Consider the following 20,903-nt stretch of genomic DNA (forward strand, 5'->3'; position numbering starts at 1 on the left):
GATTTCTCTTGGATTTCTCTTGGATTTCTCTTGGATTTAGTACTGGTTTAGGTGTTGATTTTTAAAAATTCAGTTCAAATATCCAGGGTTTGATGCGGTTGCTGTTTTTGTGCCCATTACACTAGTGTGCATTTGATTTAAAAACGTTAAACTAATGCTATGCAATTGTGGTTTAAATTGATGTTGTTGTTATTTGTCGTGCTGTTTAGTGCTTTTTACTGGCGCAGAATATGTAATTTATGATTGTATGTTCGCGTTGTGTGTAATGAGCTTTAACTACAAACAACAAAAGTAGAGGTGCGTTGCATAAAAGTCATGTTGAATTGGGTGATGCCAATAATTCGACATAAAAGGGTGCAATGCCGAAATAAATGGGGTTATCAGCCGCATTTGTTGGGGCAGTTCTCGAAAGGGACTGCACTGTCATAGTGTTTTTATCGACTTGATAAAAAGAATGATATTCATATTAAATGGATATTACTGTGGAGTGCTACTAGTTAAGTTAACGCATACACTTCCTGTGTATGTTTAGCCTTATTTCTAGTTTTTCTCCATTCGTATCCAACGAAGAAATAATTAAATTATGATAATAAGTTATGCCGATTCGGCACTTTCTGTTTTGCCACCACTTGTGGCTATTACTCTGGCTATTTTAACTCGTAAAGTATTGCTATCTTTAGGGGTTGGCATTGTTTTCGGCGCCTTATTACTAACCGATTTCTCATTGGTTGGCAGTGGCGAATATATTTTAAATACAGCCAGCCAGTTAGTTTGGAAAGACGCCGGACTGAACAGTTGGAATGTGTACATTTTAGGCTTTTTGATTGTGCTGGGTATGATCACAGCATTGATCACTGTCAGTGGTTCTGCTCGTGCTTTTGCTGATTGGGCTAAATTGCGTATTCGCAATAAACGTGATGCCAAGTTAATGACCATGTTTTTAGGCTGCGTAGTGTTTATTGATGATTACTTTAATAGTTTAGTCGTCGGCTCGATTTCACGTCCAATCACAGATCGCTACCATATTTCGCGTGCAAAATTAGCTTATATTCTTGATTCCACCGCTGCGCCGGTGTGTGTTATTTCTCCCGTATCTAGCTGGGGTGCATATATTATCGCCTTAATTGGCGGTATTTTAACGGCTCATGGATTTACAGATTCTGGTCATTTGAGCGTCTTTATTCAAATGATCCCAATGAACTTTTATGCCATTTTTTCGTTATTATTATTACTGTGTGTTGCAACGTTTAGCTTAGATGTTGGCCCAATGCGCCAGCATGAATTAAACGCACTGCGGGGTAACTTGTTTGATGAGTCAAAAGGCCAACCCCCTGGCGCTGTTACAGATTTACCTGAAGCCGATACCGGTAAAGTGATGGGCTTATTTTTACCTATCGCGGTATTGGTGTTTGCGACAGTGTATTTTATGGTTTCAAGTGGCGCCGATGTGTTAGCAGCAAAAGGCTTACCGTTTAATGTACTTGGGGCATTTGAGAATACCGATGTTAGCTCGTCACTATTTTTTGGCTCTGTAGTTGGTCTTATTGCGACGCTCATTCTTGCTATTCAGCAAAAAGTTGACTTGTCTATGTTACTCAAAGGCATGTCGGTTGGCGCGCGCTCGATGTTGCCAGCCATTTACATATTACTTTTTGCATGGACAATTTCGAGTGTGATTGGACAGCTTGAAACCGGTAAGTACATGGCAAGTTTAGCCACTGACAATATTCCGTTTGCGATGTTACCTGCAGTGTTATTCCTATTAGCGGGTATTACCGCATTTGCGACAGGAACAAGTTGGGGCACGTTTGGGATTATGTTGCCTATTGCAGCAGATATGGCTATGGGAAGTGATAGTACTATGATGTTGCCAATGTTGGCCGCAGTATTGTCTGGTGCGGTATTTGGCGATCATTGTTCGCCCATTTCTGACACCACTATATTGTCGTCAACCGGTGCCAGTTGTCATCATATTGATCACGTGGTTACTCAACTGCCGTATGCCTTAATTGCCGCTTTCATCAGTTTAGTCGGTTACACCGTATTAGGTTTTACTGGCTCATTAATCGCAGGGTTAGTTTGCTGTAGCGTGTTGTTTGTCATCAGCATTGTGATATTACACTTTTGGGCTAAGAAGTAATTTCTTGAACTAAGCCCTACTGTATGTAGGTAAATGTCCAATTTAAGCTGTAATAAAAATGCCGTATTCGTTATGAATACGGCATTTTTATTTGTTATTACGATGTTGGAAAAGGTAATATGAACGACATTCACTAGCTAAACATTAGGACGCTTCATTTTGGCGCAACTGTACTTTTATTATTCGGCGATGAATGCCGGTAAATCAACATCATTACTGCAGTCATCTTATAATTATCGTGAGCGCGGTATGCACACTTTAGTGATGACGGCATCGATAGACAATCGTTATGGTGTCGGCAAAGTGTCATCACGTATCGGCATCGAAACCGAAGCGCAGGTGTTCGGTAGCACTGATAATTTAATTGAGTTAATTTCGACGTCGAATGATGAGCAAAAAATTCATTGCGTATTGATTGATGAAAGTCAGTTTTTAAGTAAAGAACAAGTTAGACAGATTACTCATGTTGTTGATAATCTTGATATTCCAGTATTGTGCTATGGTCTTCGCAATGATTTTCAAGGCGAACTATTTCCAGGCAGCCAATATTTATTAGCCTGGGCTGACAAATTGGTTGAGCTTAAAACTATCTGCCATTGTGGCCGTAAAGCTAACATGGTCGTGCGTCTTGATCATGACGGTAAACCGATGCGTGAAGGCGAGCAGGTTGCCATTGGCGGTAATGAAAGTTACGAGTCGGTTTGTCGAAAGCATTTTCGTGAGTTTTTGTGGGATTAAGTCAAACCCAACTTAACTGAATAAAAAAGCCGCTTCAAGTTAATTGATGCGGCTTTTTTGTGTGTCACTATTTATTAAAAATCGGCTTCTGCGAAATCGACAATATCTGCACTACTCGATTCAATTTGTTTGCGTAAGCTGCGGGTTTGGCTGCCCCAATAGCTCATAAAGAATTGTGCGGTTTTAAGTTTAGCTTGGTAAAAACCCGTCTCTTCAGTACCCGCTTCTAATGCGGCTAATGACGTTGCTGCAACGCGAGTCCACATCCATGCTAGTGCGGTAATTCCAAACAACTGCATATAGGCCATTGACGCTGCACCAATAAGATCAGGATTCTTACTGGCTGACTGCACAATAAAACCGGTGGCTTTTTCAAGATCGCCAGCGGCATCCATTAAGCCTGCAAGATAAGGTTTCATTGCGTCATTAGCCGCGTTTTGCTGAATTAATTCCTTCACCATACCTGACCACAAAGTTAATGCTGCACCTTTGTCAGCAAGTAATTTACGGCCGACTAAATCGAGTGCTTGTACCCCATTTGTGCCTTCGTAAATCATTGCAATACGGATATCACGCACAAACTGCTCCATACCCCATTCGTTAATATAACCATGGCCGCCATAGACTTGCTGGGCATCGACACAAGCTTTAAAGCCTTGGTCGGTGACAAAGCCTTTAACAATCGGTGTAAATAACGCAGCAAGTGCATTAGCTTGTTTGGCTTTTTCTGGATCGGTATGACGTTCTACTTGGTCAAGCCACAGTGCTTGTTGACCCATTAGCGCACGTGTACCTTCGTTGAACGACTTTTGTGATAACAACATACGACGCACGTCGCCATGGACTAATAATGAGTCTGCAGCTTGCTCTGGCTGCTTAACACCACTTAATGCACGGCCTTGAATACGCTCTTTGGCATAAACGAGAGCATTTTGATAAGCAATATCTGATACGCCTAAACCTTGAATACCAACACCTAAACGTGCTTGGTTCATCATGGTAAACATGGCTTTTAGACCTTGATGTGCTGCACCAACAAGCTCACCTATTGCGCCGTCAAAATGCATCACACATGTTGAGTTACCATGAATGCCCATTTTATGCTCAAGACCTGTTGCGCTAAGCTTGTTAGCTTCGCCTAAGCTACCATCGGCATTCACTAAAAACTTAGGTACAGCAAATAATGAAATACCTTTAACACCGTCCGGTGCATCTGGTAAACGCGCTAATACTAAATGAATGATGTTGTCGGCTAAGTCGTGATCGCCAGACGAAATGAAAATTTTCTCACCGCTAATAGCAAACAGTTCATCACCAGCAGGAACCGCTTTAGTGCGCAGTAAGGCTAAATCTGTACCCGCATGAGACTCTGTTAAGTTCATGGTGCCGGTCCATTCACCACTGACCAGTTTGGCTAAATATTTTTGCTTTAGAGCATCGCTGCCGTGAACGTGAATCGCTGAATAAGCGCCATGGGTTAAGCCTGGATACATGGCAAACGCCATATTAGTGGCTGTTTTCATTTCGGTTGCAAATGTACCGATAACTTCGGGTAAACCTTGGCCACCAAATTCAGGATCGCAAGTTAATGTTGCCCAACCATCTTGTACGTATTGTTTATAAGCTTGCTTGAACCCTGTAGGGGTAATGACCTTACCATCAACCAGTTTACAACCTTCTAAGTCTCCACTGGCATTGAGTGGCAACATGATGTCAGTGCTGAAATCGGCAACACCTTGTAAAATCGCATCAGTTAGCTCAGCATCTAACTCATCAAAACCACGTAAATCAGTTTGTTGATAGATATTAAGCAGTTCAGATAGAATGAATTGATAATCGCGAAGAGGAGCTTGGTAAATTGGCATAAGATCATTCCTTGGTTATGTTGTATTTTAGTTGGGTCTCGGCAACAAAATGTAGTTAGTTACTGGTCCAATCAGATAGTTGATTTATCTAACCATACCCAATTTCGAGTAAAAACTCAGTATTATTTTTACGTAAACGTAAACTTAATTTTATACGTTTAATGTACCGATTTATTTACTCTGAAATATGCGTATTGTTAGCCTCTTTATTAATACCGTAATCACCTATAGAAAGTTCAGTACTGATGAACCATTTTTTTTGCTCTGCAAACGAATACAGAATCGTTTTTGTCCGGTCTATGAGTTATCTACAAAAATTATCTATCCAAAATTATCTATCAAAATTATCTATCAAAAGAATACGCCATCAAAAAGGGGCTAGTGATGAAATTAGTTTGGTTTGGAATAAGTATATTGGCATTGTTCTTTTTGTCTTTCATGCCGTTACACATAGCTGATGCGGCGTCGAAGATGGAAGAATCCGTTGCTCCTAACTTTGAGTTAACTCATGCTGATGGTCAGCCATTTAATCTACATGACTACGCGGGAAAACCAGTCATTTTGCATTTTTGGGCTACATGGTGTCCATATTGTAAAAAACTTCAACCCGGCTTAGAAAAGCTGCGACTTAAATATCAACATACAGACTTACAAATGATTGGTATTAGTTTTAAAGAAGATGTCGGCGCAACTCCCGGACAAAGCTTGCTAGATCGAGGTGTAAAGATGAAAACGTTGGTTTTAGGGGATGAGGTTGCTAAGTTGTATGGCGTAAGAGGCACACCGACAACAGTATTTATTGACCGCACTGGCCATATTGCGTGGGTGACAAATACATCTAATCCTGACGATCCTAATTTAGAAAAAGCGCTGCAGTTTTTAGTAGACTGATCATTATGTTACTCAGTACTGATATTTCAGTCGAAATGACTTAAGCGGTTAATGCTGCTTACTTAACGTATATTTCAAAATAAGCGGCCCTATTAGGGTCGTTAGGGCGATAATCATAACTAATATTGCAAACTCTTTAGCTGGTATCACCCCAAGTTGACGGCCCATTTCCGCGAAAACTAGCCCAACCTCTCCACGAGGTACCATAGCGGCACCAATGATACATTTTTCTTGCCAGTTCTGACCTGCTATTAAACCTGCCACGAACTTACTTAATACAGCAATAAACGCTAACCATCCTAGAATGACTAAACCTGTAAAACTTGAATCTAACTGGCTGAGATCGAGGCTAACTCCGACATAAACAAAAAATATCGGGCTGAATATTTGCACCAGCGGGCGAGAGGACAGTTCTAGTTTATAAGTGTAAGGAAAGGGATTTTTCAAAAATTTATTTAATGGCGAAGTAAACTGCCGCGATATACCCATGCCAACTGCAAACCCACCTAATATTGCTGGTGTGCCAAACCAGTGTGCCAGCCATGCAAACATGCTAATCAGTGACATTACCACAAACACTTCATAACCCGGGATATTCGTTTTGGGACGTAACCAGCGGGTAAAATAAATGATAGCTCTAACAAGTGGGGGGCTGAAAACGATAAAACTGGTTATCGTGATAAACAGCATCAGTGTTGAGCTTAATGCCAATTCACCTGAGGAAGCAAAATGAAACAACAAACTAAGCAGTATCACTCCGACAATATCATCAATTACCGCGGCTCCAAGAATAATATGTCCAGCTGAACTTTGGGTCTGTTTGTATAGTGTTAACACGCGCATTGATATACCAATGCTGGTGGCGGTGAGGGCGCAACCAAAAAATAAGGCTGTAAAAGGTGCTAGGGACAACCAATAAAGACTGGCAAGTCCTGTTGTTAATATGGGTAAAGCAATCCCTAATAATGCGACCCGAACGGCTTGACCTCCTGCATTGACGAGCCGTTTTATTGAGGTTTCGCACCCAATATCAAAAAGTAATAGGATAACCCCAAGTTCTGCGATAATAGCTAATGTGCTATTAGGTTCTACCCAATTGAGAATAGATGGCCCCAGTAATATCCCTGCAATAACTTCACCCACCACGCTTGGACACCCAAGTTGGTCGCTCAGTTCACCGAGTATTCTACCTACCACTAGAATAAAGAATAATGACATTACAAAACTATCTATTGTCATTTTGTCTGCCTTTGTTTGCGCTATATCCCTTGATTCAATTTGATCTCAGAAAGTTGATTACGATCAACTTTCTGATTAATTATTAAACACAAACGTACTCTATTGACTAAACTAATGATAGCTAATAAGACATGGTTTACTGTGTTTTAGCGGAAAAATATTTAGTTGGAACTTTCAATTATTTACTATTTGAGCTAGGCGAGTTGGTTATTTGGACGACTGTTTTTAACGGTGACATTTACCTATAAAGCTCAGCTGATGGGATTTTTAGTTCAAGCCACCAGCAATGAAGATTGTTATATAGCACAACTAATCAGGACATCACTATTTCAGTAGCTGTACATCAAAAATTGGCAGACTTAAGGAGAAGGAAATGGATAAGGTGTTTATTATCGCGCAAATGGAACAAGCACATACCGATGCGATAGCGAGCGGTTTGCTGTTAGCTAAGCAATTGAACAAAAATGCGGAAGTTTTTGCTTATTCTTATGCTTATTTTAGTGGTCCTGAAAGTTATAACCCTCGTTTAGTCAGCGTTGCTCAAAAGCAGTTAATGGATCAACGAGAAGCTGAATTAAAGCAGCATCTCGTGGATCTTAAAGGTGAAGATATTCCGGTACACATGGTGTGGAGCAAATATTTATTTGAACATGCCTGTCATCATTCTATTCGTCATGGATTTGACCTTATGGTGAAGGCTGTACATCATGCAGACCATTATTTATCCACTGACTGGCAGTTGATACGCCATACTCGGATCCCGTTATTATTATTAACCAGTAATCCACTCACTAAAGGCAACGCAACGTTGATGGCTGTCGATCTTGCTACTCATGATCCTATTAAACAACAGCTTAATAGCGTTGTAGTGGCATATGGTAAGCAACTTGCAGAAGCTACAGGGACCAAATTACATTTAGCGTTTGTGCTTAGGGTACCCAAAATATTACGAGATATGGATTTGATTGATACCCATGCTCTTGTTAAAAAGGCATATAAAGATCATCAAAAACAGATTGCTCAATTTAATATGGATCCCGAATGTATCCACATTATTGCTGGTGAGCCTGAACTGTGCTTGTTTGAGCTAGCCTGCAGATTGAAGAGTGAATATTTTGTGATTGGTGCTCGGCAACGAGAAGGATTATTAGGACGGATTATAGGTAATACTGCTGAGTTAGTTTTAGAGCGGATGCGCAGTAACGTATTGATTATCCCAGCAGATGATCAATTGCTTGCGCCTTTAACCTGGTAGTTTTTCTGCAAATTAACGGTCACATCAACGAACCGTTAGGTATTTTTAGTTAGTTGTCATTTTAAAAAATACAAAAAGCCCGCATTACTGAGTATATCCAGAGTGGCGGGCTTTGTTATATTAACCATTTAAGATTAATTAAAAAGTCATTTCTGGCACATGGTCTGGTACCACTAACTTACCAGCTGTTTTTGTGACGATTTCTTCAACAGACACGCCAGGGGCTCGTTCAAGTAAATGGAATGCGCCATCTTTAATTTCCATAAAGGCCAAATCTGTCATTACACGTTTAATGCAACCATAGCCCGTTAATGGCAGTTCGCATTTTGACAATAACTTTGAATTGCCGTATTTGTCTGCATGCATCATGGTGACAATAATGTTGTCAGCACCAGCGACTAAATCCATTGCGCCGCCCATGCCTTTAATCAGCTTGCCTGGGATCATCCATGAGGCGATAGAGCCGTTAACATCAACTTCGAAGGCGCCTAATACGGTTAGGTCTACGTGGCCGCCACGTATCATTGCAAAGCTCTCTGCCGATGAAAAGAATGACGCCCCAGCAACTGCGGTAACTGTTTGTTTGCCGGCGTTGATGAGATCGGCGTCTATGGTTTCTTCGGTTGGAAACTCGCCCATGCCGAGTAGACCGTTTTCAGATTGCAGCATCACTTGCATGCCTTGTGGAATATAGTTAGCCACAAGAGTAGGGATACCAATACCTAAATTAACGTAAAAACCGTCTTGTAATTCTTTTGCTACGCGCTGGGCGAGTTGTTCTCTGGTCAGTGCCATGGTGTTGTCTCCCTTATTTCGCAGCTTTGACGGTACGTTGTTCGATACGTTTCTCAAAGCTGGCTTTGATAACGCGATCAACATAAATACCTGGTGTATGGATGTGGTCTGGATCTAACTCACCCGGTTCAACAATTTCTTCAGCCTCAACCACGGTAATTTTACCTGCGGTGGCCATCATTGGATTGAAGTTAGCGGCGGTTTTTCGAAATACCAAATTACCCATGGTGTCGGCTTTCCATGCACGAACTAAGGCAAAGTCTGCCGTCAATGATTCTTCTAATACGTAGTGACGACCTTTAATTTCACGGGTTTCTTTACCGTCAGCAATCGGCGTGCCGTAACCTGTTGCGGTGAAAAATGCCGGAATACCCGCACCACCAGCACGAATTTTTTCAGCCAATGTGCCTTGTGGCGTGAGTATTACATTAAGCTCACCAGACAACATTTGTTGTTCAAAGGTGGCATTTTCGCCAACATAAGAGGCTATCATGGTTGAAATTTGATGTTGTTTAAGTAATAAACCTAAACCAAAATCATCAACACCAGCGTTGTTTGAAATAGCGGTTAAGCCTTTCACACCCAATTTAACCATGTGGTTAATTAAGCCTTCAGGAATACCACACAAACCAAACCCGCCGACCATAATGGTCATGTCGTCACTCAGTCCTGCTAGTGCTTCTTCATAGCTGTGGACGACTTTATTGAATCCTGCCATCTTGTTGTCCTTATCGTTATATTGATATCAACGGTTAGCGGTATGCTACGTTAACCATTTTTAGTATATGTGATTATGTTCTGATTGCATTTGCCACTTTAGACCCATTGCTTCGGCCTAATGCGCGGCTAATGTTGTCGCCAGCAAATGCAAGCTTAGCTAAGTCAATGCCGGTATCTATTCCCATGCCATGGAGCATGTAGACCAGATCTTCAGTGGCGAGATTACCGGAAGCGCCTTTCGCATATGGGCAACCACCAAGACCGGCGACTGATGCATCAAACACGCTGACACCAGTGTCGAGACAGGCCAGAATATTGGCTAATGCTTGACCGTATGTGTCATGAAAATGCAAGGCTAACTTATCAACCGGAACCACTTTGGCGACAGCTTCAACCATTTGCCGCGCTTTATTGGGAGTGCCAACACCGATGGTGTCGCCTAATGATATTTCGTAACAACCCATTTTATAAAGGATCTCAGATACTCTCGCGACTTCTCTCACATCAATGTCGCCTTCGTATGGACATCCGAGTACACAAGACACGTAGCCACGCACTGCAATCCCATGTTGTTTGGCGGCTTCCATCAACGGAATAAAGCGCTCGATTGACTCATCAATAGAGCAATTAATGTTTTTTTGACTAAAACTTTCTGATGCTGCGCCAAAAATAGCCACTTCATCAGCGCCAGCCGCTAACGCTAGTTCAAAGCCTTTTAGGTTAGGGGTTAATGCACTGTAAACAACACCAGCTTGTCGTTTGAGTTGCTGCAATACGGCATCAGAATCGGCCATTTGTGGCACCCACTTAGGTGACACAAAGCTGCCTGCTTCAATGCGCTTAACACCTGCATCGGCAAGTTGTTCGATTAACGTGAGTTTGTCTGCAGTGGTCACCGGCACTTCGTTTTGTAACCCGTCACGAGCGCCGACTTCAAAAATGCTCACTTTAGTCGGTAACATTTACGCTTCCTCGATGTTAGCTTCAGAGGCTAATGGTTCAACGTTTAATAGTTGTGCACCGTCACTGACAAGCTCACCGCTTTGGAAATAAAACTCACTCACCACGCCATCAAACGGCGCTTCGATGGTGTATTCCATTTTCATTGCTTCCATCACTAATAAGCCTTGGCCCGCTTTGACTTGTTCGCCCACTTCCACTAAATGAGTCACAACAGTGCCATTCATGGGGGCCTTAAGCTTATCTGCATGGTTAACCACTTCTTCAATCACTTGAGCCAATATGGCTTTAAAGTGATAACTGCCAGATGGTAAAAATAGCGTAAAGTCATCGCCTTGATGGCTAACAGGGATTTTGCTCTTATGGCCATTAATCTCAGCTAAGAGTAAATCGGCTTTCAATTCACCCGCTAACGTCAACATTTGGTCGTGTAAACACAATTGATATTGTTCGCCAACGGCGGTAAGCAACAAGTCATGCTGTTGCACTTCGGCGGATACGTCAGTTAATAACGACACACGATGCACGCTTGAACTGTTTAGTCTAAAGCCGCTCACTAGGCCCCAAGGTGAATACGGGTCAGCACTGTTAATGGCCAGCGCTTTTGCCGCTTGCTTACGTGACAACACCTGAAAAAGTCCTGCTAGTGCTAACGCAGTATCTGCTTCAATAGCGGCATCTCCAATTAAGGTGTCGCCATAACGCTCAATAAAGTCAGTACAGAAGTCTGCCGCAGCAAAGGCTGGGTGTTCAGCAATGTTGGCTAAAAACTCGATGTTATGTTTAAGGCCACTGATTTGGTATGACTCAAGTGCATGCACTAAACGTTGTAGTGCGCGAGGGCGCGACTCATCCCATACAATCAGCTTGGCGATCATCGGGTCATAAAAGTTACTGATGACATCGTTTTCACGAATACCTGAATCGATACGCACGTGACGATTTTGTTCTGGTTCACGTAAAAAATTGAGCTTGCCACTGGCCGGTAAAAATTCGTTTTGTGGATCTTCAGCGTAAATTCGCACTTCAAATGAGTGACCATGAATACGCACTTCATCTTGGCGCAGCGGTAATTCACCACCACTGGCGACAACTAGCTGCCATTTTACTAAGTCTTGGCCTGTGACCATTTCGGTAACCGGATGCTCTACTTGCAAACGGGTGTTCATTTCCATGAAGTAGAAGCTATTATCGGTATCGAGTAAAAACTCAACGGTGCCCGCGCCAACATAATCAATGGCTTTGGCGGCTGCAACGGCTGCGTTACCCATCTGAGCTCGTAGTTCGTCTGACAAACCTGGAGCAGGTGCTTCTTCAACCACTTTTTGATGGCGACGTTGAATAGAGCAGTCACGATCCGATAAATAAATCGCATTGCCATGAGTGTCGGCAAATACTTGTACTTCAACATGACGTGGTTGACGTAAGTAGCGTTCCATTAACAGTTTGTCATTGCCAAATGACGAGCTGGCTTCACGGCGTGCTGATTTAACCGCTTCAAGGATTTCGCCTTCGTGTTCTACGATGCGCATCCCTTTACCGCCACCACCATAGGCCGCTTTAATCAGTAACGGGAAGCCAACGGCTTTGGCTTCTGCTATTAACGTGGCGTCCGTTTGATCGTCGCCATGATAACCCGGCACTAAGGGCACATTGGCTTTTGACATGATTTTTTTGGCGGCACTTTTGCTGCCCATCGAATCGATAGCATCACTGCCAGGGCCGATAAAGGCGATGCCATTTTGCTCACATTTACGAGCAAACTCAGCATTTTCAGACAAAAAACCATAACCAGGGTGAATGGCTTCCGCGCCCGATTTTTTAGCTATCTCGATAATTAAATCAGCTTTTAAATATGAGTCCGCTGGGGCGCTGCCACCTAGATAAAACGATTCATCGGCCATGGCTACATGGCGGGCATCTTTGTCTGCATCGGAATAAAGGGCTATGGTGCGAACACCCATGGTTTGAGCCGTTTTAATAATACGGCAAGCAATTTCACCACGGTTAGCAATCAGTAATTTGGTAAACATTATTGGGCTCCTTGTGGATCAGATTTAGCGGTTTGCCATGTTGGCGTACGTTTTTCAAAGAAAGCATTAAGGCCTTCTTGACCTTCATCTGATACACGAATCCGAGCAATTTGCTCGCTGGTAAAATTGAGCGTAGCGTCGTCAATCACGCCGTTTTCTAAATGCGATACGAGATTTTTTGCCCATGCCATGCCCTGAGGACTGTTGGCATTAAATGCGGTGATAAAAGGGACCGCCGCGGCATCTAAGTCGTCGTTAACTTCATGAATGACTTGATGGGTTAAGGCAACATCAGCACTAAAGCGTTCAGCGGTAAGCATAAAGCGACGCGATTGGCGATTACCCATAGCACGAACCACATATGGACTTATCACAGCAGGGATAAGCCCCAGCTTGACTTCGCTTAAGCAAAAGCTTGAACGGGTGTTGGCAATGGCAATATCGCAACAACAAATTAGTCCTAAAGCGCCACCAAAGGCCGCGCCTTGTACTAAGGCAATAGTGGGTTTTGGAAACTTGTCTAACACGTGCATCAGCTTGGTAAGCTCATGGGCATCAGTCAGATTTTGTTCAAAGTCCATTTTTGCTTGTTTGCGCATCCAATTGAGGTCGGCGCCAGCACTGAAGTTTTTACCATTAGCACGCAAAATCAACATATTGCATTGATTGTTACTGGCAAAGCTTTCGATAGCCTGGATCATCTCGCTAATCATTACTTCATCAAAGGCATTATGCACTTCAACGCGGTTTAAAATGAGCTCTGCCACCCCTTTGTCTAGACGGCATTCAATAAACTTATATTGGTTTGATAACATTATTTATTACTCCTTATTAGCTGAATTAACCGCACAATTACATGCGGAACACCCCAAAGCGGGTGTCTTCAATAGGAGCATTTAATGCTGCCGATAAGGCTAAGCCGACCACATCACGCGTTTGTGCAGGGTCGATAATGCCATCATCCCAAAGTCGGGCACTGGCATGATACGGATGACCTTCTTTTTCGTATTGTTCAACAATTGGTTTACGGAAGGCTTGCTCGTCTTCTGCCGACCATTCAACGCCTTTACGCGCTAAACCATCGCGGCGCACTGTGGCTAATACACCAGCAGCTTGTTCGCCACCCATTACCGAAATACGGGCGTTTGGCCACATCCACATCATGGTCGGTTCAAATGCGCGACCACACATGCCGTAGTTACCCGCGCCATAACTGCCACCGATAATCACGGTAAATTTAGGCACGTTAGCGCAAGACACTGCGGTCACCATTTTGGCACCATGTTTAGCAATGCCTTCGTGTTCGTACTTTTTACCCACCATAAAGCCGGTAATATTTTGCAGGAATAACAGCGGAATTTTACGTTGGCAACACAGTTCAATGAAGTGAGCGCCTTTTTGCGCCGATTCAGAAAATAAAATGCCATTATTGGCTACAATACCGACAGGATAACCATGAATACGGGCAAAACCACACACTAGGGTTGCACCATAGTTAGCTTTAAATTCGTCAAAGTCAGAGTCATCAACCACACGGGCAATGACTTCTTTTACATCAAACGGCTTTTTAAGATCAGTACCAACAATGCCGTACAATTCATGGATATCGAATTGTGGTGGTTTGACTGGACTTAATAAGCTTTTGATTTCTTTTTGATGATTAAGTCGCAGTACTGCACGGCGAGCGAGTTCAAGCGCGTGGTCGTCATTTTGCGCTAAATGATCGGCAACACCCGATATTTTAGTATGAACTTCTGCGCCGCCAAGCTCTTCTGCGCTGACTTCTTCACCGGTAGCCGCTTTCACTAATGGAGGCCCGGCTAAAAAGATGGTGCCTTGATCTTTAACAATAATAGACTCATCGGCCATTGCAGGAACATAAGCACCGCCTGCGGTACACAAGCCCATGACGACAGCAATTTGCGGAATACCTTTGGCTGACATTTGTGCTTGGTTATAAAAAATTCTGCCGAAATGATCGCGATCTGGAAATACTTCATCTTGGCGAGGTAAATTCGCGCCACCAGAATCGACTAAGTAGATGCACGGTAAGTGACAACGGCTGGCGATGTCTTGCGCGCGTAAATGCTTTTTAACGGTAATCGGGTAGTAAGTGCCGCCTTTGACCGTGGCATCGTTGGCGATAATCATGCACTCAATACCACTGACACGACCGATACCAGCAATAACGCCTGCCGCTGGGACTTCTTCGTCATAGACTTCGTAAGCGGCAAATTGCGATATTTCTAAGAAAGGTGAACCTGGATCGAGCAGCTTTTCAACGCGCTGGCGCGGCAATAACTTACCACGAGATAAATGGCGTTCTAAGGCAACAGGGCCGCCGCCTTGTTCGATTTTTTTTAGTTTTTGTTGAAGATCATCGACCAATAACGCCATGCTGTCTGACTTGGCTTTAAATTCGTCACTGCGAGGATTGATACGGCTGCTCAGTTGCGTCATTTCTATATCCTTAATGAAGCAAAAAATAAGGGGGGCTTGATTAAGGCGACATAGCACGTGTGATATGTCGCCTTCGTACTGGAATGCTGGTTACTTTGACTCGTTAAACAATTCGCGACCAATTAACATGCGGCGAATTTCAGAGGTGCCTGCACCAATTTCGTAAAGCTTAGCATCACGTAATAAACGACCTGTTGCGTACTCGTTGACATAGCCATTGCCGCCCAGTAATTGAATGGCATCTAAGGCCATTTTAGTGGCAAGCTCAGCGCTGTATAAAATCGCACCAGCAGCGTCTTTACGGGTGGTTTCACCGCGGTCACATGATTTAGCCACACTGTAAACATAAGCGCGTGCAGCATTCATACCCGTGTACATATCGGCTAATTTACCTTGTACCAATTGGAATTGACCAATCGATTTGCCAAATTGTTCACGCTCATGAATGTATGGCACTACGATGTCCATGCAAGCAGACATAATGCCTAATGGGCCACCAGACAACACTACTCGTTCGTAATCAAGGCCGCTCATAAGCACTTTTACGCCATTATTGAGGCCGCCTAAGATGTTTTCTTCTGGCACTTCACAGTCTTCAAATACCAATTCACAGGTGTTTGAACCGCGCATACCTAACTTGTCGAGTTTTTGGGCTTGGCTAAACCCTTTCGATCCTCGTTCAACGATAAATGCGGTAATACCATGTGCGCCTTTTTCTAGGTCAGTCTTGGCGTAAATAACATAGGTATGGGCATCTGGACCGTTAGTGATCCACATTTTATTGCCGTTAAGGATGTAGCGGTCACCTTCTTTGCGAGCATGCAGTTTCATTGACACTACATCTGAACCGGCATTGGGTTCGCTCATGGCAAGTGCACCAATGTGCTCGCCACTGACGAGTTTAGGTAAGTATTTGGCTTTTTGAGCGTCATTACCATTACGATTAATTTGGTTCACACATAAGTTTGAGTGGGCGCCATAACTTAACCCTATAGATGCTGAAGCACGGGAAATTTCTTCCATTGCCACCACGTGCGCAAGGTAGCCCATGTTAGCGCCGCCATATTGCTCATCAACGGTTACGCCTAATAGCCCCATATCACCAAGTACTGGCCATAATTGATTAGGGAACTCATTGTCGATATCGACTTGGGCGGCCATAGGTGCAATTTCGTTGGCGGCAAACCCGCGAACGGCGTCGCGTAACATGTCAACATCTTCACCTAAACCGAAGTTTAAGCTGGTATATAAATCGCTCATTTGCATGTGTCCTGTTGAATTTTTATTATCGTCTGGCAAAACATTTGCTGCCAACGCTTTTTTTGCACGTTTTTGGCAGTTGGATAAAACTTGTTTGGCTTAATTGAGTTAGCTATTTTTTATTGAGTTTTATTTGGCTTTTTTAGCCGAGTTGTCGGCTAGTGCTGCTTTGCACTGTTGTTCGGCTGAATTAAGTTCCATTAACACCACTTTAATGTCGTCCATTTGCTGCTGTAGAGCTGATTTTTTTTCATTGACCAAATCCAGCATGGTATTGAGCTGTGTTGAGCTACTTTTATCAGCATCGTAAAGCTCAAATAGTCGACGAGTTTCAGCTAACGAAAATCCAAGACGTTTGCCGCGTAAAATAAGTTTTAAGCGCACTCGGTCTTTCAGGCTGTATATACGGGTTTGTCCGCGACGCTTAGGTTTAATCAAGCCTTGGTCTTCGTAAAAACGAATACTGCGGGTGGTGATATCAAATTCTTTTGATAAGTCACTGATTGAATATGTTGATTGAGGAATGTGGGTTGTGCTCATCATGTCACCAAAAGAGTTTCTTTTGATGCAAGATATATGAAGTTTACGTAAAGGTAAAGTTTGCTAGATGGTTTTCAGTTTAATGCGTGTTAATTTTGCTTGCCACTCAAACACTAATTATACATTAACATATTGTTATTTAGTGTATTTTGTTACTGATAGTATTTGACCTGCACAAGTTAAACACTCGATTGAAACTAAAGGTGTTTTTGTTGGTTTTAGTGGTTGTTATCCCTTTGTCTAATAGGGGTATTTAATGAATTCTGCTCATAATCATTGTAATACAAGTTGATTAACGGAGAACAATATGGCTGATGTAGGACTATCAATGCACGCACAATCGATAGCCGATCCCGAAGTATTTTGGCAGCAAGCCGCTGAGGCCATTAGCTGGGATCTTGCACCAAAGACGGTACTGGATGATAGCAATAAGCCTTTTTACCGTTGGTTTGCTGATGGCAAGATGAATACCTGTTTTAACGCCGTTGACCGTCACGTATTAGCAGGAAGAGGTGAACAAACAGCGATTCATTACATTAGCCCTGTGACGCACAACGAATACTCAATTAGTTATCAATCTGTGTTGGCTCAGGTAAAGCGCTTAGCTGGATTAATGGTGTCACTTGGTGTTGAAAAAGGCGACCGAGTGGTTATTTATATGCCAATGGTGCCAGAAACAGCCTATGCCATGCTGGCATGTGCACGGATTGGTGCGATTCATTCTGTGGTATTTGGTGGTTTTGCCGCCAATGAGCTTTCTACGCGGATTAATGATGCAAAACCCAAGTTAATTCTGTCTGCTTCATGTGGCATTGAACCTTCTGGTGTCGTACCGTATAAGCCTTTACTCGATGACGCATTATCCCAAGCGCAACATCAAGTCGAACATTGCATAATTTTGAATCGAACTGAATACCAAGCACAATTACAGTCACCAAGAGATCTTGATTGGTACAGTGCGCTGGTTGATGCGCCTGATGCTGCTTGCGTGTCGTTGGATGCAACAGACCCCTTATATGTTTTATATACCTCTGGTACCACTGGTCAACCTAAAGGTGTAGTACGTGATAATGGTGGCCATGCAGTCGCATTAGCATGGTCGATGAAACACATTTATGACATTGGTGTGGGCGATGTTTTTTGGGCTGCATCTGATGTGGGCTGGGTGGTAGGGCATTCATATATTGTTTATGGGCCATTGCTGGTGGGTGCGACGACCATAATGTACGAAGGTAAACCTATTGGTACCCCTGATGCGGGTGCATTTTGGCGTATTATCGAACAAAAAAATGTTCGTAGTTTTTTTACCGCACCTACAGCTATTCGGGCTATAAAACGAGAAGATCCAGAAGGCGAGTTTATTAAACAATTTGATTTAACTTGCCTTAAGCAAATGTATTTAGCGGGGGAGCGTTGCGATCCTGACACCTTAAACTGGAGTCAGCAGCAGTTGGGTAAACCAGTGATTGATCATTGGTGGCAAACTGAAACTGGTTGGCCTGTCGCGGCAAACTTGATGGGCACCGATCCGATAGAGATTAAAGCCGGATCGCCTGCGCGAGCAGTACCTGGATACCAAGTGGAGATTCTTGATGCGATGGGGCAACAAGTGGCTCCTAATGAAAGTGGTAATGTGGTGATAAAGCAACCTTTACCACCAGGCACATTAACGACCTTGTGGCAAAATGATAAACGCTATATCGACAGTTACTTGTCTATGTATCCTGGTTATTACTTAACTGGAGATGCAGGTTATGTCGATGAAGATGGTTATTTATACATTATGAGCCGAATTGACGACATCATAAATGTTGCCGGACACCGTTTATCTACGGGTCGATTTGAAGAAGTTTTATGTCAACATGAAGCGGTGGCCGAGGCTGCGGTAATTGGTGTGCAAGATAAACTAAAAGGCCAGGTGCCTCTTGGATTAGTAGTGCTTAAAAATGGCGTTACCTTGTCAGATGAAGCTCTTTATAAAGAGTTACTTGCCTTGGTACGTCATGAAATTGGCCCAGTGGCTTCATTTCGGCTGGTAAGTGCTGTGCAAAAGTTGCCTAAAACCCGCTCTGGAAAAATATTACGCGCCACAATGCGTAAAATTGCAGACAATCAAGAGTACACCATGCCAGCAACGATTGAAGACCCACAAACCTTAGATATTGTCCGGAATGCGTTGACTAAAATGGGTTATGCTAATGCACTAACTACCGAGATAACATGATGTTACTCTTCAATATTTAGCCATGCCAAATGATAAGGTGATTTTAAATCGAAACCATAAAAAACCAGTGTTTTTATGGTTTTTTCTATTGTGACACGATGTTATCTCCTAATAAACAGATTGGGCATACATTGTAAAAAACAGCGTTTCCGCGTTTTGTTACTGGTAATTTAGTTACAAGAATCGCTATAATTGCCACCCAAATGGATTCGCACTACGCGATTAATCTCTGTGACCTGTGGAAACATACACTATGAATAACCACACCCAACAATCTCACGTCGGCGTTATCGGCCTTGGTGTTATGGGCAAGAACCTCGCATTAAACATTGCTGACAACGGCTACCATGTTGCAGTTTTCGATTTAGATACTCCAAAAGTCAACGCAGCTGTGGCTCAAGAAGAAAGTGAGCGTAAAGCGGGTACGGCAGCGCGCATGCAGTCATGTAATAATCTTACAGAAATGCTGGCTAAATTAGTTGAGCCTCGAGTTATTGTATTATCTGTGCCTGCTGGTGCGCCTGTTGACGGTGTATGTAAATCGTTAATTGAAGCTGGTATTGAAGCCAACGATATCGTTATTGATACGGGTAACAGCCTTTGGACCGACACGGTAGAACGCGAAGCACGTTATAAAGATCAGTTTGTTTTCTTTAGCTCTGCAGTGTCTGGTGGCGAAGTAGGTGCACGTTTTGGCCCATCTCTCATGCCTAGTGGTGATGAAAAGGCATGGCGTTATGTTGAGCCAATTTGGAAAGCTATTGCTGCTAAAGTGGATTCAGCAACGGGTTTACCAATAGAGCGTTTTGAGCCAGGCAATCCGGTAACCGAAGGTGAGCCGTGTACGACTTATATTGGTCCTGCTGGTTCTGGTCATTACGTTAAAATGGTTCATAACGGCATTGAATATGCTGATATGCAACTTATTTGCGAAGCGTATCAATTGCTCAGTGACGGCTTAGGCATGTCTGCCCATGACATTGGTGACGTGTTCAATGGTTGGAATAAAGGTATTCTTAACAGTTACCTTATGGGGATTAGTGCTGAAGTCTTACAACAAGACGATCCATTAACCGGTAAGCCATTAGTTGAAATGATTTTAGATAAAGCAGGCCAAAAAGGCACTGGTTTATGGACTGCAGTGAGCAGCTTGCAAATTGGTTGCCCTGCGCCAACGATTGCTGAAGCCGTTTATGCACGCGCTGTGAGCACTCAGAAAAACTTGCGTATGCAGTTAAGCTCGAAGTTAGCAGGACCTGCACCAGTCAGTTTTAGTGATGCTGAAAAAGTAGAATTTATTGCTAATCTTGAAGATGCATTATATTGCGCTAAAGTGTGCTGTTATGCGCAAGGTTTCCAGTTAATGGCGATGAATGCTAAAGAGCAGAATTGGTCTTTAGATTTTGCTGAAATTGCTAAAATTTGGCGAGCGGGTTGTATTATCCGTGCTACGTTCCTGCAGTCAATTACTAAGGCTTATCAAGAAGATGCAAACCTTACGAACTTATTAATGGCTGACACTTTTAGTCAAACATTATCGCAAAAACACCTTAACTGGCGTAAAACGGTCGCAGCTTCTGTTATGCAGGGCATTCCTGCTCCATGTATTAGTTCGGCAATTGCCTATTATGACAGCTACCGCTGTGAGACATTACCCGCTAACTTGTTACAAGGTCAGCGCGACTTTTTCGGTTCACATACTTTTGAACGCACCGATAAACCCGCTGGTGAGAAATACCACTTAGACTGGAGTGCGAAGCAGCGTACTTTAGCTAAGGTGTAA

General features: G+C 43.1%; 16 protein-coding genes and 1 riboswitch. Of the genes, 6 read left to right on the plus strand and 10 right to left on the minus strand.

Annotated elements, in window-relative coordinates; genetic code table 11:
* Positions 1-284 precede the first annotated feature (284 nt).
* A riboswitch (Lysine riboswitch) is annotated at positions 285-501 on the plus strand.
* A gap of 79 nt (positions 502-580) precedes the next feature.
* Together H5125_RS15990 and H5125_RS15995 are read left to right on the plus strand one after the other, a co-directional pair.
* Positions 581-2,140 carry a Na+/H+ antiporter NhaC family protein gene (locus H5125_RS15990; protein WP_182744757.1) on the plus strand — a complete coding sequence of 520 codons (1,560 nt, stop codon included), beginning with the start codon at positions 581-583 and terminating at the stop codon, positions 2,138-2,140.
* Positions 2,141-2,299: 159 nt separating this feature from the next.
* Positions 2,300-2,878: a thymidine kinase gene (locus tag H5125_RS15995; RefSeq protein ID WP_101086537.1), complete on the plus strand. Its 579-nt coding sequence runs from the start codon at positions 2,300-2,302 to the stop codon at positions 2,876-2,878.
* A gap of 74 nt (positions 2,879-2,952) precedes the next feature.
* Here the strand turns inward: H5125_RS15995 and H5125_RS16000 are convergent, their stop codons facing one another.
* Positions 2,953-4,743: an acyl-CoA dehydrogenase C-terminal domain-containing protein gene (locus H5125_RS16000; RefSeq protein WP_182744744.1), complete on the minus strand. Its 1,791-nt coding sequence runs from the start codon at positions 4,741-4,743 to the stop codon at positions 2,953-2,955.
* A 384-nt stretch (positions 4,744-5,127) separates the two neighbouring features.
* On the opposite strand from H5125_RS16000, the gene H5125_RS16005 reads away from it, so the two are divergent.
* Complete coding sequence (locus H5125_RS16005; protein ID WP_242445126.1) at positions 5,128-5,634, plus strand: TlpA disulfide reductase family protein; 507 nt, start codon at positions 5,128-5,130, stop codon at positions 5,632-5,634.
* Positions 5,635-5,682: 48 nt separating this feature from the next.
* Here H5125_RS16005 and H5125_RS16010 read toward each other — a convergent pair whose 3' ends face one another.
* On the minus strand, positions 5,683-6,873 hold the full coding sequence (locus H5125_RS16010) for a cation:proton antiporter (RefSeq protein ID WP_101086539.1): 1,191 nt from the start codon (positions 6,871-6,873) through the stop codon (positions 5,683-5,685).
* A 373-nt stretch (positions 6,874-7,246) separates the two neighbouring features.
* On the opposite strand from H5125_RS16010, the gene H5125_RS16015 reads away from it, so the two are divergent.
* Entirely contained in the window at positions 7,247-8,128 is an 882-nt protein-coding gene (locus H5125_RS16015; RefSeq protein WP_101086540.1) for a universal stress protein, read from the plus strand.
* Positions 8,129-8,266: 138 nt separating this feature from the next.
* Here H5125_RS16015 and H5125_RS16020 read toward each other — a convergent pair whose 3' ends face one another.
* From H5125_RS16020 to H5125_RS16055, 8 genes are all read right to left on the minus strand, one after another.
* Positions 8,267-8,923, minus strand: a complete 657-nt coding sequence (locus H5125_RS16020) for a 3-oxoacid CoA-transferase subunit B (protein WP_182744745.1) — start codon at positions 8,921-8,923, stop codon at positions 8,267-8,269.
* Positions 8,924-8,936: 13 nt separating this feature from the next.
* The gene (locus tag H5125_RS16025) at positions 8,937-9,641 is read right to left on the minus strand and encodes a CoA transferase subunit A (RefSeq protein ID WP_182744746.1); all 705 of its coding nucleotides are present in this window, start codon (positions 9,639-9,641) and stop codon (positions 8,937-8,939) included.
* 73 nt (positions 9,642-9,714) lie between these two features.
* Positions 9,715-10,605 (minus strand): hydroxymethylglutaryl-CoA lyase, encoded by an 891-nt coding sequence (locus H5125_RS16030; protein WP_182744747.1) that lies wholly within the window; start codon positions 10,603-10,605, stop codon positions 9,715-9,717.
* A complete protein-coding gene (locus H5125_RS16035; protein ID WP_182744748.1) occupies positions 10,606-12,636 on the minus strand; it encodes an acetyl/propionyl/methylcrotonyl-CoA carboxylase subunit alpha in 2,031 nt (676 codons plus the stop codon).
* Complete coding sequence (locus H5125_RS16040; protein ID WP_182744749.1) at positions 12,636-13,451, minus strand: enoyl-CoA hydratase-related protein; 816 nt, start codon at positions 13,449-13,451, stop codon at positions 12,636-12,638. The genes H5125_RS16035 and H5125_RS16040 overlap by 1 nt, the downstream gene beginning before the upstream one ends.
* Before the next feature lie 37 nt (positions 13,452-13,488).
* Positions 13,489-15,096 (minus strand): carboxyl transferase domain-containing protein, encoded by a 1,608-nt coding sequence (locus tag H5125_RS16045; protein WP_059744381.1) that lies wholly within the window; start codon positions 15,094-15,096, stop codon positions 13,489-13,491.
* Between the two features lie 90 nt (positions 15,097-15,186).
* Complete coding sequence (locus H5125_RS16050) at positions 15,187-16,356, minus strand: isovaleryl-CoA dehydrogenase (protein WP_101086546.1); 1,170 nt, start codon at positions 16,354-16,356, stop codon at positions 15,187-15,189.
* Between the two features lie 129 nt (positions 16,357-16,485).
* Positions 16,486-16,896, minus strand: coding sequence for a MerR family DNA-binding transcriptional regulator (locus tag H5125_RS16055; protein ID WP_101086547.1), 411 nt, complete (start codon positions 16,894-16,896; stop codon positions 16,486-16,488).
* Between the two features lie 307 nt (positions 16,897-17,203).
* Between H5125_RS16055 and H5125_RS16060 the strand changes: the two genes are divergently transcribed.
* Both H5125_RS16060 and gndA read left to right on the plus strand, forming a co-directional pair.
* The gene (locus H5125_RS16060) at positions 17,204-19,120 is read left to right on the plus strand and encodes a propionyl-CoA synthetase (protein ID WP_182744750.1); all 1,917 of its coding nucleotides are present in this window, start codon (positions 17,204-17,206) and stop codon (positions 19,118-19,120) included.
* Positions 19,121-19,373: 253 nt separating this feature from the next.
* Positions 19,374-20,903, plus strand: a complete 1,530-nt coding sequence (gene gndA / locus H5125_RS16065; protein WP_182744751.1) for an NADP-dependent phosphogluconate dehydrogenase — start codon at positions 19,374-19,376, stop codon at positions 20,901-20,903.

This window comes from Shewanella sp. SR44-4, from assembly GCF_014163715.1.
Lineage (GTDB): Bacteria > Pseudomonadota > Gammaproteobacteria > Enterobacterales > Shewanellaceae > Shewanella.